15 protein-coding genes and 1 other RNA gene are annotated in these 15963 nt (G+C 73.5%); 2 read left to right on the plus strand and 14 right to left on the minus strand.

The annotated features are described in order from the left end of the window. The 4 genes from ACFFF6_RS01505 to ffs form a co-directional block, all read right to left on the minus strand. A partial coding sequence (locus ACFFF6_RS01505; protein WP_376977565.1) for a DNA polymerase III subunit gamma and tau occupies window positions 1-1313 on the minus strand: 1313 nt, incomplete at its 3' end. A gap of 59 nt (window positions 1314-1372) precedes the next feature. Then, window positions 1373-2260: a hypothetical protein gene (locus tag ACFFF6_RS01510; RefSeq protein WP_376977567.1), complete on the minus strand. Its 888-nt coding sequence runs from the start codon at window positions 2258-2260 to the stop codon at window positions 1373-1375. 68 nt (window positions 2261-2328) lie between these two features. Then, a complete protein-coding gene (locus ACFFF6_RS01515; RefSeq protein WP_376977569.1) occupies window positions 2329-3255 on the minus strand; it encodes a TIGR01777 family oxidoreductase in 927 nt (308 codons plus the stop codon). Between the two features lie 33 nt (window positions 3256-3288). Continuing rightward, window positions 3289-3385: signal recognition particle sRNA small type (gene ffs, locus ACFFF6_RS01520), an RNA gene on the minus strand. Window positions 3386-3610: 225 nt separating this feature from the next. Between ffs and ACFFF6_RS01525 the strand changes: the two genes are divergently transcribed. Continuing rightward, entirely contained in the window at window positions 3611-5152 is a 1542-nt protein-coding gene (locus ACFFF6_RS01525; RefSeq protein ID WP_376977571.1) for an alanine/glycine:cation symporter family protein, read from the plus strand. A 69-nt stretch (window positions 5153-5221) separates the two neighbouring features. Here the strand turns inward: ACFFF6_RS01525 and ACFFF6_RS01530 are convergent, their stop codons facing one another. From ACFFF6_RS01530 to ACFFF6_RS01540, 3 genes are all read right to left on the minus strand, one after another. Continuing rightward, window positions 5222-6226, minus strand: a complete 1005-nt coding sequence (locus ACFFF6_RS01530) for an aldo/keto reductase family protein (RefSeq protein WP_376977573.1) — start codon at window positions 6224-6226, stop codon at window positions 5222-5224. 5 nt (window positions 6227-6231) lie between these two features. After that, window positions 6232-7266 carry a glycoside hydrolase family 43 protein gene (locus tag ACFFF6_RS01535; protein WP_376977575.1) on the minus strand — a complete coding sequence of 345 codons (1035 nt, stop codon included), beginning with the start codon at window positions 7264-7266 and terminating at the stop codon, window positions 6232-6234. A gap of 113 nt (window positions 7267-7379) precedes the next feature. Further along, on the minus strand, window positions 7380-8015 hold the full coding sequence (locus ACFFF6_RS01540; RefSeq protein ID WP_376977577.1) for a MerR family transcriptional regulator: 636 nt from the start codon (window positions 8013-8015) through the stop codon (window positions 7380-7382). Between the two features lie 197 nt (window positions 8016-8212). Here ACFFF6_RS01540 and ACFFF6_RS01545 point away from each other — a divergent pair, with 197 nt between their 5' ends. Then, window positions 8213-8854: a DUF4188 domain-containing protein gene (locus ACFFF6_RS01545; protein WP_376977579.1), complete on the plus strand. Its 642-nt coding sequence runs from the start codon at window positions 8213-8215 to the stop codon at window positions 8852-8854. Here the strand turns inward: ACFFF6_RS01545 and ACFFF6_RS01550 are convergent. From ACFFF6_RS01550 to ACFFF6_RS01580, 7 genes are all read right to left on the minus strand, one after another. Further along, window positions 8827-9465, minus strand: a complete 639-nt coding sequence (locus tag ACFFF6_RS01550; RefSeq protein ID WP_376977580.1) for a response regulator transcription factor — start codon at window positions 9463-9465, stop codon at window positions 8827-8829. The two genes, ACFFF6_RS01545 and ACFFF6_RS01550, sit on opposite strands and share 28 nt — an antisense overlap. After that, window positions 9462-10652, minus strand: a complete 1191-nt coding sequence (locus tag ACFFF6_RS01555; RefSeq protein WP_376977581.1) for a sensor histidine kinase — start codon at window positions 10650-10652, stop codon at window positions 9462-9464. Before ACFFF6_RS01555 ends, ACFFF6_RS01550 begins: the two co-directional genes overlap by 4 nt. 35 nt (window positions 10653-10687) lie before the next feature. After that, a complete protein-coding gene (locus tag ACFFF6_RS01560) occupies window positions 10688-11827 on the minus strand; it encodes a hypothetical protein (RefSeq protein WP_376977583.1) in 1140 nt (379 codons plus the stop codon). Between the two features lie 64 nt (window positions 11828-11891). Continuing rightward, window positions 11892-12590: an LrgB family protein gene (locus ACFFF6_RS01565; RefSeq protein ID WP_376977584.1), complete on the minus strand. Its 699-nt coding sequence runs from the start codon at window positions 12588-12590 to the stop codon at window positions 11892-11894. Then, window positions 12587-12982: a CidA/LrgA family protein gene (locus tag ACFFF6_RS01570; RefSeq protein WP_376977586.1), complete on the minus strand. Its 396-nt coding sequence runs from the start codon at window positions 12980-12982 to the stop codon at window positions 12587-12589. Before ACFFF6_RS01570 ends, ACFFF6_RS01565 begins: the two co-directional genes overlap by 4 nt. Before the next feature lie 4 nt (window positions 12983-12986). Further along, window positions 12987-14582, minus strand: a complete 1596-nt coding sequence (locus tag ACFFF6_RS01575) for an AbgT family transporter (protein ID WP_376977588.1) — start codon at window positions 14580-14582, stop codon at window positions 12987-12989. A 10-nt stretch (window positions 14583-14592) separates the two neighbouring features. After that, the gene (locus ACFFF6_RS01580) at window positions 14593-15942 is read right to left on the minus strand and encodes a M20 family metallopeptidase (protein WP_376977590.1); all 1350 of its coding nucleotides are present in this window, start codon (window positions 15940-15942) and stop codon (window positions 14593-14595) included. Between the last annotated feature and the right edge of the window lie 21 nt (window positions 15943-15963).

Below are 15963 nucleotides of genomic sequence, written 5' to 3' on the forward strand. Positions count from 1 at the left end.
GGCGGTGCGTCCTCGGTGCGCGGCGCCTGCGCGGCAGCGGGAGCCGTGGCCGATGCGGCCGGCTCCGGCGGCGCACTCCGCCCGCGGCGGGCCTCGGCCTGCTCCTGAGCGATGCGCCGGGCCTGCTCCCGACCGCTTCCGGCAGACACGGAGCCCGCGGCAGCGGCACCCGCGGCGGGAGAGGATGCGCCAGGGGATCCTGCGGCGGAGCGCTCGTCCCGCAGCACGAGGCGGGCGGCGAGCAGCTCGAGGTGCAGGCGCGGCGAGGTCGCCCCGGACATGGTCGAGAGGGTCTCGTGGATCAGGTCGCCGCAGCGGGACAGGTCCGCGGGGGCGAACGTGGAGGCCTGCTCGCGCATGTGCACGAGATCCTCCGCGGGGACCTGGGGCAGCAGCTCCTCGCCGCGATCCGGGACGGCGCCGAGGACGATCAGGTCCCGCATCCGCTCGAGCAGGTCCTCCACGAAGCGACGCGGCTCGTGACCGGTGGCGAGCACCTGCTCGACGGCGCCGTAGAGCCCGGCGCCGTCGCGCTGCGCGATCGCCGTCACGGCCCGGTCCAGCAGGGCGCTGTCGGTGAAGCCCAGCAGCGCGATCGCGGTCGCGTGGTCGAGGCCCTGCTCCCCCGCCCCGGCCATGAGCTGGTCCAGGACGGACATGGTGTCACGGGCGGAGCCGCCGCCGGCGCGGACCACCAGGGGCAGCACGCCCTCCCCCACCTGGACGTCCTCCGCCCGGCAGACCTGGTCCAGATACGGCAGCAGCACCTGCGGCGGGATCAGCCGGAAGGGATAGTGGTGGGTGCGCGAGCGGATGGTGCCGATGACCTTGTCCGGCTCGGTGGTCGCGAAGACGAACTTCACGTGCTCCGGCGGCTCCTCGACGAGCTTGAGCAGGGCGTTGAAGCCGGCGGAGGTCACCATGTGGGCCTCGTCGATGATGAAGACCTTGTAGCGGTCGCGCGCCGGGGCGAAGGTCGCCCGCTCCCGCAGCTCGCGGGCGTCGTCGACGCCGCCGTGGCTCGCGGCGTCGATCTCGACGACGTCGAGGCTCCCGGGACCGCCACGGGACAGGTCGCGGCAGGAGTCGCAGGTCCCGCACGGGGTGTCGGTGGGGCCCTGCGCGCAGTTCAGGCAGCGGGCGAGGATGCGCGCGGACGTGGTCTTGCCGCAGCCGCGCGGACCGGAGAACAGGTACGCGTGGCCGATCCTCCCCGCCCGCAGCGCCCGCTTCAGGGGCGTGGTGACGTGGTCCTGGCCGATGACATCGGCGAAGGACTCGGGACGATAGCGACGGTACAGAGCGGTGGCCACCCCACCAGGCTAGTGGAGCCTCCCGACAGAGCGCGCCGCGGACCCCGCCGCTGTGGACGTCAGGACGATGGGGAGGAGGAGCCGGGCTCCTCCTCGCGGCCCGGGGTCCCGTCCGCCCGGCCAGCGGCCTCGTCCATCCGCCGGGCCCGCCATCGCACCCGCTTCCAGGCGGCGGCCCCGACCAGGGCCACGACCACGACGGGCACCAGCACGTCGCCCGCCCAGTCGGGGATCGCCGGGAGGAACGGTAGATGGATGTCGGGCCAGGGAATCGCCGGGATCCATCCGAACAGGAAGCGCCTCACCGCCGCGATCGCCTCCCCCACAGGGGCGAGCACCTCGCCGAGCCACAGGACCGGCGGTCGCACCAGGCCCTCGACGAATCGCCTCGCCGGCGCCAGGAAGCCGGAGAAGAGGGCGCCGATCCCCAGCAGAGGGACGAGATAGACGGCCGCCTTTCCGCCCGCGGCCAACAGCGCGGCGCGCAGCGGATGCGCAGCCTTCCGCTCCTCCCGCGCGGCGGAGGCGCTGCCGGGATCGGGGCGCAGCGGGGTGCCCCGCAGCTCGAGCGATCCGGTCACGTCGACCTCTCCCATGCCGCCGAGGCCCGTCGTGCGCACCTCGATCGTCTCGGCATCGGCGAGCGTCCCGTCCTCGCCCGGACGGCGGACCCGATAGATGATCGACCGGATGCTCTCCCCGGCGCGGAAGGCGAGACCGTCCGCCTCCCCGCTCACCGCGTCGTGCACGGCCTCGTGGACGACCACGCCCGGGGCGGTGGCCTCGACGCGGGGCTCTTCCTCCTTCTTCGGGTCGTGGTAGACCCCGTCGATGACGAGGACCGCCCGCGCGTCGAGGACGCCGTGCCGGGCGAGGACCACGTAGTCGTGCCCGCCGTGATGTCCCCGGTAGGCGGTCACGGGCGGAGTCGTTCCCTGCGCGCTCATGCCCCCATCGTCCCGGCCGCCCGATGCGCAGAGGCCCCCCGATGGCAGGCGGAGCCCCCGTCGATCGTCTACGCCCGCCCCAGCTCCTGGCGCAGCGCGGACTCCAGATCGATGGCGTTCGGCACGAAGCCGCTGGCCCGGAGGCGGGCATCGCTCACCGCCTGGTCGGTGAGGATCAGCTCGTCGGTCCCGTCCGCGCCCAGCAGGAGCCGCGGGCCGAGGGGCGGGACCGGCAGCCGGGCCGGACGGTGCAGCACGTGCCCCAGGGTGCGTGCGAACTCGGCCTGCGTGACGGGGCGGGGGCCGACGGCGTCGACGGGACCGTGCAGCTGCGCGGCGCTCACGGCGTGCGCGTACACCCGTGCCATGTCCGTGAGACCGATCCAGCTCATCATCGCTCCGGCCGGCCCCATCCGTCCGCCCAGGCCCAGCCGGTACAGCGGCAGCTGCGGCCGGAGCGCCCCGCCGAGCGGGCTGAGGACCATGCCGGTGCGCACCAGGACGGTCCGGATTCCGGCGTCGGCCGCGGGCCGCGCGCAGGCCTCCCAGGCGCGGACGACGTCCGCGAGGAAGCCCTCGCCGGTGGACGAGTCCTCGTCCAGCATCTCCCCCGGACGCCGTGGCCCGTAGATGCCGATGCCGCTGGCCTGGACGAGCGCCGCGGGCCGCTCGGAGGCGGGGAGCGAGACGAGGGCCGAGGCCAGCAGGCGGGAGCTGCGCAGGCGGGAGCCCAGGATCTCCTCCCGGGCGCGAGGCGTCCAGCGGGTGGCGATGCTGCGGCCGGAGAGGTGGACGACCGCATCGGCCCCGGCGAGGGCCGCGGGATCCAGCAGGCCGGTGTCCGGGTCCCAGCGGATCTCCTGCGGCGCCGAGACCGGGCGTCGGACCAGGCGTCGGACCTCGCACCCCTCCGCCCGGAGCAGAGCGACCAGGCGGGTTCCGATGAGCCCGGAGGCCCCCGAGATCACGACGGTGCGGTGCGGGGCGGCATCCATGGGCTCACGGTACTCGCGCGCCGCCGCCGGGCATAGGACGACCCCTCGCGCACCTGCCAGAGCCTGCCTGCCCTTGCTGCCGTCAAGCCCTGGGGGAGTTCAGCCGGATGACACCGCACGAGGGGTCGCGGACAACTCTATCGGACGGGCGGGGAGCATGCACGCCGAGCACGGCGCCGCCTCCTCGGGGAGGACGAACATCACGGCCCGGCAACGGCGCGCCCGATTCCTCCGATTCGCCCCCGCCCCGCTCCCCGGTCCGCTACGGTGTCACCCAGCACCCGCGCCTGTGCTCGCCGTCACAGGCGAGGACGCTCCGCGGAGCACCGCCCTTCCCCACACGCGGAGGATCTCCATGAACTTCGACGAACTCGTCGGCGGCGCGAACGACCTGGTCTGGTCGCTCCCGCTGGTCGGACTGCTGCTGCTCGCCGGCCTCTACTTCTCGCTGCGCACCGCATTCCTGCAGGTCCGCTGCATCCCTGACATGCTCGCCCAGCTCAAGAAGGGCGAGTCCTCCCCGGACGGCACGTCGTCCTTCCAGTCCCTCATGATGTCGCTGGCCGGGCGCGTGGGCATGGGCAACATCGGCGGCGTCGCCACGGCGATCGCGCTGGGCGGTCCCGGAGCCGTGTTCTGGATGTGGCTGATCGCCTTCCTCGGCGCCTCCACCTCGTTCGTCGAGTGCACCCTGGGGCAGATCTACAAGGAGAAGGACAAGGACACCGGGGAGTACCGCGGCGGCCCCGCGTACTACATCGAGAAGGCGTACAAGCACACGGCCGCCGCGCCCCTCTTCCTGATCTACGCGATCGTCTTCGCGGTCGTCACGATCCTCGCGATGTGCTTCTTCCTGCCCGGCGTGCAGGCCAACGGCATGTCCTCCGCGGTGTACAACGCGTGGGGCGTCCCGCACTGGCTCACCGGAGCCTCCGTCGTGATCCTGCTGGCGTTCATCGTCATCGGCGGCGTCAAGCGCATCGCCCAGTTCGCGGTGATCGTGGTCCCGCTCATGGCGATCCTGTACATCCTCGCGGCGCTCATCGTCTTCTTCGTGAACTTCGACCAGATCGGGCACGTGTTCAGCACGATCTTCTCGAGCGCGTTCGGCGCGCACGCCGTGTTCGGCGCGATCGTCGGCAAGGCGATCGAGATGGGCGTCAAGCGCGGCCTGTACTCGAACGAGGCCGGTCAGGGCACGGGCCCCCACGCGGCGGCCGCCGCGGAGGTCTCGCATCCGGCGAAGCAGGGCTTCGCCCAGTCCTTCGCGGTCTACATCGACACCCTGTTCGTCTGCACCGCGACCGCCTTCCTCATCATCTCCACGGACATGTACAAGGTGTTCGCGCTCGACGAGGAGACGGTCATCTACCCCGGCACCATCCCGGCGGAGACCGACTACGGCCCCGAGTTCGCGCAGGCCGGCTTCGAGACGGTCTTCCATGGCCTGGGCCCCACCTTCGTGGCGATCGCCCTGCTGTTCTTCGCCTTCACCACCATCGTGGCGTACTACTACATGGCGGAGGTCAACCTGACCTACCTCAACCGCTGGATCCCCAATGCTCTCCTGCGTCGCGCGCTGATCCGCGTGCTCCAGGGCCTGATCCTGTTCGCGGTGATCTTCGGCGCCGTGACGACGACGGGAACGGCCTGGGGCCTCGGCGACATCGGCGTGGGCACGATGGCCTGGCTCAACGTGGTCGCGATCATCATCCTGCAGGTCCCTGCGCTGAAGGCCTTCAAGGACTACCAGACGCAGAAGAAGCAGGGCCTGGACCCGCAGTTCGATCCGCGCACGCTCGGCATCCGCAACGCCGAGTTCTGGGAGAGGCGCGCCGACGGCCTCGTCCAGCAGGGCCGCCCCGACGAGGACCTCGCGAGCTCCGCGAAGGACTGACCGCCCCTCGGGATCGACAGCGGCCCGTCCGCCCCGCGCGCGGGGTGGACGGGCCGCTCCTGTCGGGCCTCAGGACAGGCGCTGCGCCGGGGAGAGCGTCTTGGCGGCGTCGGTCTCCGGCAGATCGCCGAGGACCTCGTCGATGCGGGCCCTCACGTCCGCGGAGAGCCTCACCCCGGAGGCCTTCACGTTCTCGGTGACCTGCTCGGGACGGGAGGCGCCGATGATCGCGCCCGCGACGTTGTCGTTCGACAGCACCCAGGCGACGGCGAGCTGGGCGAGGCTGAGGCCCAGGTCCTCCGCGATGGGGCGCAGCTCCTGGACGGCGGCGAGCGTGCGGTCCTCCAGGAAGCGCCTGATCATGTCGGCGCCGCCCTTCTCGTCCCGGGCGCGGGAGCCCTCCGGCGCCTCGTGGCCGGGCAGGTACTTGCCGGTGAGGATGCCCTGGGCGATCGGCGACCAGACGATCTGGGAGACGCCCAGCTCACGGGAGGTCGGCACGACCCGCTCCTCGATCACGCGCCACAGCATCGAGTACTGCGGCTGGTTCGAGACGAGCTGGATGCCCAGCTCACGGGCCAGCTGATGACCGGCCCGGATCTGGTCGGCGTTCCACTCGCTGACGCCGATGTACAGGGCCTTGCCCTGGCGGACCACGTCCGCGAAGGCCTGCATGGTCTCCTCCAGCGGCGTCGCATAGTCGTACCGGTGCGCCTGGTAGAGGTCGACGTAGTCGGTCTGCAGGCGGCGCAGGGACCCGTCGATCGACTCGCGGATGTGCTTGCGGGACAGGCCGGTGTCGTTGTGGCCCTTGGGGCCGGTCGGGAAGTACACCTTGGTGAGGATCTCGAGCCCGGCGCGGCGCTCGCCCTTCAGCGCCTCGCCGAGCACGACCTCGGCGGCGGTGTTGGCGTAGGTGTCGGCGGTGTCGAAGGTGGTGATGCCGGCGTCGAGGGCGGCGCGCACGCAGGCCCTCGCACGCTCGTCCTCGACCTGCGAGGCGTGGGTGAGCCAGTTGCCGTAGATGATCTCGCTGATCTTGAGGCCGCTGCGGCCCAGGTGACGGAATTCCATGCGGCTCACACTACGGCGGGGGCGGTCCCGGCGGGGTCCAGGATCGCCGTGGAGGTCGGGGAGGGCCGCGTCGCGGGCAGGGGCGTGCCCCAGATCGGCGCGCCGGACGCGTCGAAGCGGAGGACCTGGGCGCAGGCGTGGCGGTTGGGGTCCAGCAGCGGGTCGCCGATGATCTCCGTGTAGGTGCGGGCGTGGTACACGAGCACGGGCTCGCCGGTCTTCGTGGTGGTGAAGGAGTTGTGGCCGGGGCCGTAGCGGTCCACCGAGGGATCGGAGGTGAAGACGGGCTCGGGGCTCTTGGTCCAGGAGGCGGGGTCCAGGAGGTCGGCATCGGCCGGAGCGGTGAGCAGACCCATCGCATACTGCGGCCCGGTCGCCGCGGCGGAGTAGGTGAGGTAGACGGTGTCCCCGTGCTGCAGCACGGCGGGCCCCTCGTTGACCCAGAATCCGTCCTGCTCCCAGGCGAGCTCGGGGCGGGTGAGCTCGACCGCGGGGCCGGAGAGCGTCCACGGATCCGACATCGGCGCGATGTACAGGTTCGAGTTCCCCGGAACGCCCTCGCGCTGCTGCGCCCACACGTAGTACTGCTGGCCGTCCCGGACGAAGGTGGTCGCGTCCAGGGCGAAGGACTCCCAGCCGCTGTCGACCTGCCCGCGCAGGACCCACTCCCCTGCCACCGGGTCCTCAGCGGTGTTCTCGAGGACGTACATGCGGTGGTTGAAGGTCTGCGCCATGCCGGGGGCGTCGGCGGAGACCTCGCCGTCCGGGGCGGCGGCGACGTAGATGTACCAGGCGCCGGCCACGCGGTGGATCTCCGGGGCCCAGATGAGATGGGAGAGCGGACCGTCCGCGGGCTTGGTCCAGATGACATGCTCGACGGCGGCCTGCAGGTCCTCGAGGCGCTCGGCGCGACGCAGGATGATCCGGTCGTACTGCGGATGCGAGGCGGTGAAGAGGTACTCCTCGCCGTGGCGGAGCACGCAGGGATCGGCCCGCTGGAGCACGAGCGGGTTCGGGAGGGCTGCGGGGACATCGGGCATGGGGGCCTCCGGGGAGCGGGGTCAGGAGTCGCCGACGGCGCGTCGGCATCTCATGGTAAACGTTGTAAAGTCCATCGCGCCAGCATGGGCACGACCATCCGGAGCGCGACCGATCAGCCCTGCCCCATCGGCCGCGCATCGCCGCCCGCCTCGAGCCAGGCGACCTTGCGCTGGGCGAGCAGCCGCAGCGCGGAGAGCACGGGGTCGATCATCACGGTGCCGACCACGACCCGGTGCACCGCGGCGGCAGGGTCCCGGACCGGCACCGAGGCGACGTCGACCCGCGCGACCTGCTCGACCGCATCGGCATAGCGGTCCATCACGGAGCCGTCGATGTCGATCCCCGCACGCTCGCAGGCGGACCACGCCGCCTCGAGCCGTCCCGGCAGCGGATCGTCCTCCGGCAGGATCGGCCACCCCCGGCGGACCAGCCAGGCCCGGGCGCGGGTGTCGTCGGGGAGCTCTCGGCCGACCCCGGCGACCAGAGCGTCCTGCGAGGTCGCCATGAGGTCCAGGCGCGCCGGATCGGGCACGTCCAGGGCCGCCACCACCCGACGCACGCCGTCGATGCCGAGCCCGCCCTCCTCGAGCAGGGCGCGGATGAGACGCAGCCGCCCCAGATGCTCCTCGCCGTACTCGGCCGTGGTGCGGGAGGTCCGCTCCCCCGCCGGCAGCAGCCCCTCACGCAGGTAGTACTTGATCGTCCCCACGCTGACGGCCGAGGCCGAGGACAGCTCGGAGATCTTCATCGGGGCTCCTCCTGGATCTCGCGGACATCCGGATGATCGCGCGCCGCACGGACCGGGATGACGACGCAGTCCGATCCTGCCATCTCCGAGGCGCGGATCCGCGGGGACGCCGGCCCCAGGGACCTTGACGCCACCAGCCCGCCGGCCCCACACTTGGAAAGCAGTGCTTTCCAGTATGCGCACCCCAGGAGCACGCCATGCCCCGCAGGACCTCCCGCCTCCCGTTCCCGTTCCGCAGCCGGCACGCATCCCGCGGCCCGGGGCGCGCACCGGCCCCTCTCCCGCAGCGCCCGCCGACGCTCACCCACGCGCCGACCGACGACCTCGTCGTCTTCCACATCGGCATGACGATCCGCGCCCGGCACCGGCCCGACCTCTGGGCACCCGTGCTGCTGGCGATGCCCCCGATGATCTCCGAGCTGGTCCGCAACCGGGACGCCGCCGCCCGCGGGGAGACCGAGGACCTGGGCTTCCTGCACGCCGAGATGCTGATCGGGAAGGACGGACCGTGGGTCATGCAGTACTGGCGCAGTGCGGACCATCTGTACGCCTATGCCCGGGACCCGCATCGCGTGCACCTGCCGGCGTGGAAGCGGTTCAACGCCGCGGCTCGCGCGCATCCCGGGGCGGTCGGCATCTGGCACGAGACCCACCTCGTCCCTGCCTCCGGGATCGAGTCGGTGTACGTGGGCGGGGCCGCGGTGGGCCTGGCCCGCGCCGTCGGCACCGTGCCGGTCTCCGCGCGCGGCCGCGCGGCGCGGGAGCGCCTGCTCGGGGCGGGGAGAGCTCCCGGATCGCCCGCGCCGCCCGGTCAGGGCTCCACGAGCCCGCATCGGTAGGCGATGACGGCGGCCTGCGTGCGATCGCGGGCGCCGAGCTTGCGCAGGATCGCCGCGACGTGGGTGCGGATCGTCTCCACGCCCAGCTGCAGCCGGTCGGCGATCTCCGCATTGCTGAAGCCCTCGGCGAGCAGGGCGAGGACCTCCCTCTCGCGGGTGGTGAGCTCGGGGCCTCCGGGGCGGGGCCCGCGCGGGCGGGGCCGCAGCAGGGACCGCGCATGCTCGGGCAGCAGCAGGCTGTCCCCGCCCGCGACGGTGCGCACCGCCTGCACGATCTCCTCCGCGCGGGCGCGCTTGAGCAGGAATCCCGCAGCGCCGGCGGCGAGCGCGTCCTGCACGTACCGGTCGTGCTCGAAGGTGGTCACCACCAGGATCCGCGGCCGGTGCGGCAGGCGCAGCGCCAGCTCCGTCGCGCGGATCCCGTCGACCCCGGGCATGCGCACGTCCATGCAGATGACGTCGGGCCGCTCGCGGCGGGCGAGGGTCAGGGCCTCGGCGCCGTCGGCCGCCTCGCCGACCACCTCGATGCCGTTCTCGGAGTCGAGGATCATGCGCAGCCCCTGGCGCACCAGCGGCTCGTCGTCGGCGAGCAGCACGCGGATGATGGTCATGGGCCCTCCTGGAGGATCGGGAGACGAGCGCGGACTCTCCAGCGGCCGGCTTCGGCCCCGGCCTCGAGGTCGCCGCCGAACAGGGCGAGCCGCTCGGCCAGCCCCGGCAGCCCCCGGCCCCCGCGACGGGGCGCCGGATCCGCATCGGCCGGACTCCCCTCCGTCGCGGGAGCGAGGGGGTTGGTGACCACGAGATGCAGCTCGGCCCCGACCGGGCCCAGGCTCAGCTCCACGGGGCCGGGACCGCCGTGGCGACGGGCGTTGACGAGCAGCTCGGCGAGGATCCGCACCAGCTGCTCGCCCTGCACGGCCGGGAGATCGGCAGGGACCTCGACCCGGGCCCTCAGGTCCATGCCGGTGCGGCGGTGCTCGGCCAGCACCGCCTCGAGACGGCGCCGGTGCTGCGCGGGCGGGCCCACGGGACCGGCGGGGGCATCCTCCCGCAGCGCCGCGAGCATGCCGTCGAGCTCCTCGAGGGCTCCGCGGGCGGTGTCCTCGATGCGGGCCAGGGCCTCCTCGGCGGAGGCGGGGTCCTTCGCGATGACGTGCCGGCCCGCGGCGGCCTGGAGGGAGACGACGGTGAGCGCGTGGCCGATGCCGTCGTGGAGGTCCCGGGCGATGCGGGTGCGGGCGGCCTCCTGCGCGCTGCGGCGGAGGGCCAGCGCCAGGCGGTCCTGCGCGGTGGGGCCCAGCAGCAGCGGGGCGAGTCGGGCCGCGAGCACCCCGAGAGGCCACCAGATGCCGAGGGCCCCGACGGCGAGGAGCACCGCGGCGATCCCGAGCGCGGTCCGGCCGGGAGCGCCGGAGGGGATCGGCACGATCGCGCCCGGCCCCCCGCGCAGCAGCTCCGCGATCACCAGGACGCTCGCGGGCAGGGCCATCGTCAGCCCCGCGGCGAGGATCGCCCCGGACAGCAGGTGCAGCTGCACGAAGGCGATGCCGCCCGCGCGGTGGGCGGCGCGCGGGCGGGAGGGGACGACGAGATCCTCCTCGACGCCGAGCATGGTGCGCGCCGCGGAGACCTCGATCTCCCGCACGCCGGGCACGAGACCCAGCAGCCCGCCGAGCAGCGCGCTGCCGAGCACGAGCGGCACGAGTCCGCGCACCCGGAGCTCCGGCGGGATGAACAGCGCGATCAGGAGGGCGACGGCGGTGCAGATGGCCGCGCCGGCCATCAGCCACGCCACCCGGCCTCCCTGCCGGCCGCCTCTCATCCCACGGTTCACCCCGCCATCCTCGCCGATGCGACCGGCACGGGGCGAGACCCGGCCGATGCGGCGCGGCGGTGCGCCACGTACCCGGCGACCGCGAGGGCGAGCGACGGCCCCCAGATCCAGCACGGGAAGATCAGCGCGAAGCCGAAGCCGAGCACCGGGCCGAGGCCCGCCCCGGACAGCACCACCGGCACGGCCGCGAAGCACAGCAGCGCAGCGACCGCGAACCCCGGGACCGCGGCGAGCGCCACGGGAACGCTGCGCCCACCCACCACCGGGAACCATCGGGGGAAGGTCTCGCCCCAGGGACGGATCAGGCCCACGGTCAGCAGCGCTCCCAGCCAGCATCCGCCGGAGAGGGCGAGACCCCATACCCGGGTGGCGGGATCGGCCGAGGCCATCTCCCCGCCGAACAGAGGCCACGGGGTCAGCCAGGTCAGGCGCGTGAGGGCGTAGGGCATCGGCCCGCAGGCGGCCAGGATCGTCCACGCCCGGCGGTGGCGGCGCAGCGCCCCAGCGATGCGATCCATGGTCGGGGCGCCGTGGAGGGCACGCAGCGCGATGCCGGCCCAGATCGCCCCGGTGCCCACGAACAGCGCCGTCGAGGCCAGCGGCACGACCTCCTCGAGCAGGGCGGGCAGCAGATAGCCGAGAAGATGCGCGAGCACCTCACGACCTGCCAGCACACCGATCAGGATCGCGGCCATCAGGGGCATCCCGACCGCCCAGCGGGCCGCCCCGCCGCGATGGATCAGGGCCGCGGCCGCCGTCAGCACGATCACGGGGACGACGAAGGCGACCATGTAGCCCGCGTGCGAGAGGGTCGCCATGGAGCCGAAGGCGAGGCCCGGGACGAGGAGCTGGATGCCGGCCGCGCCCAGCAGCAGACGGCGCGGCGGCGGGCCGCCCCTGCGCAGGAGCGAGAGCGCCCGGAGCGCGGCCGCCCCGGCCAGCAGAGCCGAGAGGAGCTGCACCGCGTGCATCGGCGCAGCGCCGAGGAGGTCCGCCAGCGGAGGGCGGGATGCCGCGTGCAGCGGCGAGGCCGACGGCAGGAGCAGCCACGCGAGCGCGGCGGCGGTGCCGAGGAGCGCAGCGGCGACCGCCGCGCGCAGGAGAGGGACGAGGTGGGGATTCTTCTCAGGAGCCATGTCCCGAGCCTTCCGCGGCGGCGGGAGCCGCGGCTCCCCCGCACGGGGGACCCCCCTCCCCCGGTCAGCGCAGGAGCGCCGCCGCGAGGAGCGGCAGCACGACCGTCATGAGCAGCGCGTTCAGGACCATGGCGGCGCTGGACCAGCCGCCGGCGACCTCGGACTGCGCGAGCGCACGGGAGGTGCCGATCCCGTGCGAGGTCATCCCTATCGCGAAGCCGCGGGCGCGCGGGTCCCGGACCCCGACGAGGCTCAGCAGCTCGGGGCCGAGGACCGCGCCGAGGGTCCCCGAGATGAGGGTCAGGATCACCGCGAGCGGCACGGAGGCGCCCAGCACCTCCGCGATCGACAGCCCCACCGGGGAGGTGACCGAGCGCGGCAGCGCGGAGAGCAGGACGGCGTCGTCGGCTCCCAGCAGCCTCAGCGCGAGCACGGTGACGGCGATGCTCACGGCGCCGCCGACGGCGAGGGAGAGGGCGACCGCGGGGATCGACGCGGCGAGCGCCCGACCGCTCCGGAGCAGGGGCAGGGCGAGCGCCACCGTGGCCGGGCCCAGCAGCAGGGTCAGGATCGCGACCTGCTCGAGGTACTCGGCGTACGACAGGCCCGTGACCTGCAGGACCGTCGCCACCAGGACGACGGTCACGAGAACCGGGGACAGCAGTCCGGGGCGCCCCAGCCGTTCGTACACCGCCAGGGCGAGCAGATAGGAGGACAGGGTCAGGGCGAGGCCGAACACGGGCAGGTGGATGATCGTGCTCATGCGGCATCGGCCTGCCGCCGCGCGTCCTGCCGCCGCAGCAGCGCCTGCAGCAGGTGCCCCACCACCACGAGGGTGAGGGCGAAGGAGCCGCCGACGGCGAGCGCGAGCGGCAGCGCGTTCTGCGCCAGGTGCTGCAGCTCGAGCAGGATGCCCACTCCGGGCGGCACGAACAGCAGCTGGAGGTGCGCCAGCAGCGGCGCGGCCGCGGGCTCGGCCAGGCGCAGCAGCGGCCGGGTCGCGGGCACCAGGCCGAGGACCACCAGCAGCACGAGACCCAGGACCACCCCCGGGACGGGGAGATCCAGCAGCTCCGCGGCGGTCAGCCCCGCCAGCTGGAGCAGCACCAGGATGACCAGGCCCCGCAGGACCGGGGGCAGATGGACGCGGGACATGCCCTCAGCCCAGCCGGATCCCGTTGCCCGGGCCCAGCGGGAGATCGGCGAAGAAGAACACGGCGAGGATCGCCGTCCACACCAGCCAGAACGGGACCACGAAGGGGAGCATCCGCGCGAACAGGGTGCCGAGCCCCGCCTCCGGCTCGTAGCGGCGCAGCATGCCCAGCAGCACGACCATGTACGGGTTCATGGGCGTGATGACCTGCGTGGCGGAGTCGCCGACGCGGAAGGCGGCCTGGGTGAAGGCCGGCTCGTAGCCGAGCAGCGCGAACATGGGGACGAAGACGGCGGCCATGATCGTCCACATCCCCGAGCCGGAGATGATGAAGAGGTTCAGGACGCTCGCCAGCAGGATGAATCCGAGCACGGCCCCGAACCCGGTGAGGCCGATGGCCTCCAGCCCGGCCGCGCCGGTGACCGCGATCCAGGAGCCGATGCCGGACCAGTTGAACAGGGCGATGAAGTTGCCGAGGACGAAGGCGAGCACGAGGAACGGCAGCATCTCCGTGATCGCCGCGGTCATCATGGCGACGGCGTCCCGGGTCGAGCGGAGCGTGCCGACGACCGCGCCGTACACCGCGCCGAGGACGACGAAGTAGGCGAAGACGAGGAAGACGATCGAGCTGAGCAGCGGCGACTTCGGCAGGAACCCGCCGTCCTCGTTGCGCCACGGCGAGTCGGGCAGGAGCGCGGCGACGAGCACGATCGCGGTGAGCAGGACACCTGCGCCGACCGCGGCGAGCAGGCCCCGGTTCTCGGCCGGGCTGAGCTTCGCGCGCATCTGCTCGACCGAGGAGCCGGTGTCCTGCTCGCCCTCGAGCGGGACCTCGTCGCGGGGCACTCCCTGGCGCAGGAGCCGGGGCTCGATGACGCGGTCGATGATCACCCCGGCCAGGACGCCCAGCACGAGGGAGGAGGCGATGTTGAAGAACCAGTTCGAGACCGGGTTGACCGCGGTCGCGCCGAGCCCGGGGAAGGTCTCCACGACGGACGTCGTGATCCCCGCGAAGAGGGCGTCCAGGCTCGTGGGGACGATGTTCGTGGAGTACCCGGCCCCGGCCGCCGCGAAGCCTCCCAGGAGACCGGCGACCGGATGGCGTCCGGCGGCCTTGAACACGAGGGCGGCCAGCGGCGGCACGACCACGAAGGCGGAGTCCGCCATGATCGAGGAGATCACGCCGACGACGCCGACGACGTAGGGCAGCAGCGCCGCGGGCGAGGAGCCGAACAGCTTGCGGATCCCGGCGGCCAGCAGGCCCGAGTGCTGTGCGATGCCGATGCCCAGGAGGATGGGCATGACGGTGATGAGCGGCGGGAAGCCCATGTAGTTCTCGCCGAGGCTCGTGGTGAGCCAGGTCAGCCCCTCGCCGGTGAACAGGCCCTTCACCACGGTGGGCTCCTCGGCGCCGGGCACCTCGACGACGACGCCGCGCATCTGCATGATCGTCGAGACCGCGCCGGTGATCAGGAACAGGATGAGGAAGAGCATGAACGGCTCGGGCAGCCGGTTGCCGGCCCTCTCGATGCCGGTCAGGAGGCGGTCGCCGGCGCCGCGGAGGCGTCCGGCGGGGGCAGGGGAGGTCGGGGCGGAGGGCATCGGGATCTCCTCAGTCGAAGTAGGAGGGGACGTCGATCGCTCCGCCCGCGGCCTCGAACTCCGCCGTGACCGCGTCCATCAGAGCGCGGTCGTGCAGGGCGTCCAGGACGGCGGCGGCGAGCCCGTAGGCGCCGTCGGCGGCGGCCGCCGCCGCGGCATCGGAGACGGCGTGCCGGGCGAACTCGCGGGTGTGCAGGGCGACATCGCCCGGGGCGATCCTGATCACCGGGTGGATCCCGGGGAGGCGGAAGGACACGTTGCCGAAATCGGTCGAGGCCGCGAGCGTCTCGGAGACCACGCCCCGCGGCAGGGGGTCGCGGCCGCGACGGCGCTGCGCCTCCACCCAGCGTCCCGTGAGCGCCTCGTTGGTGCGCACCGGGAGCGACGGCGGCTGCTCGTCCCACAGCACGCGCACCCCGCAGCCGGTCATGAGGGCGGCGCCGCGGGCCGCGTCCTCGACGCGCCGGGACAGGTCGCGCAGGGTCGCGGGCGCGAGGGACCGGACGTACAGGTCCAGTCGTGCCAGGTCCGGGATGACGCTGGGCCGGTCCCCGCCCTCGCGGATCACGGCATGGATCCGATCCGAGGGCGGCGTCTGCTGCCGCAGCAGGCCGATGCCCTGGTAGAGCAGGTTCGCCGCGTCGAGGGCGTTGCGGCCCATGAACGGCTGTGCGGAGGCGTGCGCGGTGTGGCCGTGGTACTCGACGGTGAGGGTGCGCCGCCCCAGCCAGGCCTGGTCGGCGAGGTCATGCCCGTAGGGGTGGGCCATGACCGCGGCGTCGATGCCGTCGAAGGCGCCGCGGCGGGCCATGTGCTCCTTGCCGCTGTGCCCCTCCTCCGCGGGAGTGCCCAGCAGCACGACGCGCCCGGGGACGGCGGCGGGGTCCTCGCGGGCGAGCTCGGCCAGGGCGAGGTAGGCGCCGAGCCCCATCGCGGCGATGACGTTGTGCCCGCAGCCGTGGCCCACCACGGGGAGGGCGTCGTACTCGGCCAGGATCGCGATCGTCGGCCCCGGCGCGGGACCGGTCAGCTCGGCCCGCACCGCCGTGTCCAGGCCGTGGACCCCGAGCTCGGCGGGCAGCCCGCGGGAGGCGATGGCGTCGACGATCGCCCGGGAGGAGCGGTGCTCCTCGAAGGCGGTCTCCGGGTGGGCGGCGAGGTCCTGGAGCAGCTCGACCATCTGCGCCTGGCCGGCCTCGACGTGCTGCTCGAGGCGCTGTCGGAGATCGGCGGGGGCGCCGTCGAAGGCGGAGCCGGGATGCCGGGCGGTGCGCTCGGCGAGGGCGGTGGCGGCGGCGAGCTCGTCGAGGTAGGCGGTCGAGATCGGGGAGTGCGCGGGAACGGCGTCGTCAGCGGGCATGGGCCCGAGCGTAGCGCCCCG

Origin of the sequence: Brachybacterium hainanense (genome assembly GCF_042434575.1) — a bacterium.
Classification (GTDB): Bacteria; Actinomycetota; Actinomycetes; order Actinomycetales; family Dermabacteraceae; genus Brachybacterium; species Brachybacterium hainanense.

Coding starts and splice junctions, on each gene's coding strand:
- ACFFF6_RS01525 (WP_376977571.1), top strand. CDS start 3,611: ATGAACTTCGACGAACTCGTCGGCGGCGCGAACGACCTGGTCTGGTCG.
- ACFFF6_RS01515 (WP_376977569.1), bottom strand. CDS start 3,255: ATGGATGCCGCCCCGCACCGCACCGTCGTGATCTCGGGGGCCTCCGGG.
- ACFFF6_RS01550 (WP_376977580.1), bottom strand. CDS start 9,465: ATGACCATCATCCGCGTGCTGCTCGCCGACGACGAGCCGCTGGTGCGC.
- ACFFF6_RS01560 (WP_376977583.1), bottom strand. CDS start 11,827: ATGGCTCCTGAGAAGAATCCCCACCTCGTCCCTCTCCTGCGCGCGGCG.
- ACFFF6_RS01545 (WP_376977579.1), top strand. CDS start 8,213: ATGCCCCGCAGGACCTCCCGCCTCCCGTTCCCGTTCCGCAGCCGGCAC.
- ACFFF6_RS01535 (WP_376977575.1), bottom strand. CDS start 7,266: ATGCCCGATGTCCCCGCAGCCCTCCCGAACCCGCTCGTGCTCCAGCGG.
- ACFFF6_RS01540 (WP_376977577.1), bottom strand. CDS start 8,015: ATGAAGATCTCCGAGCTGTCCTCGGCCTCGGCCGTCAGCGTGGGGACG.
- ACFFF6_RS01575 (WP_376977588.1), bottom strand. CDS start 14,582: ATGCCCTCCGCCCCGACCTCCCCTGCCCCCGCCGGACGCCTCCGCGGC.
- ACFFF6_RS01565 (WP_376977584.1), bottom strand. CDS start 12,590: ATGAGCACGATCATCCACCTGCCCGTGTTCGGCCTCGCCCTGACCCTG.
- ACFFF6_RS01580 (WP_376977590.1), bottom strand. CDS start 15,942: ATGCCCGCTGACGACGCCGTTCCCGCGCACTCCCCGATCTCGACCGCC.
- ACFFF6_RS01570 (WP_376977586.1), bottom strand. CDS start 12,982: ATGTCCCGCGTCCATCTGCCCCCGGTCCTGCGGGGCCTGGTCATCCTG.
- ACFFF6_RS01510 (WP_376977567.1), bottom strand. CDS start 2,260: ATGAGCGCGCAGGGAACGACTCCGCCCGTGACCGCCTACCGGGGACAT.
- ACFFF6_RS01530 (WP_376977573.1), bottom strand. CDS start 6,226: ATGGAATTCCGTCACCTGGGCCGCAGCGGCCTCAAGATCAGCGAGATC.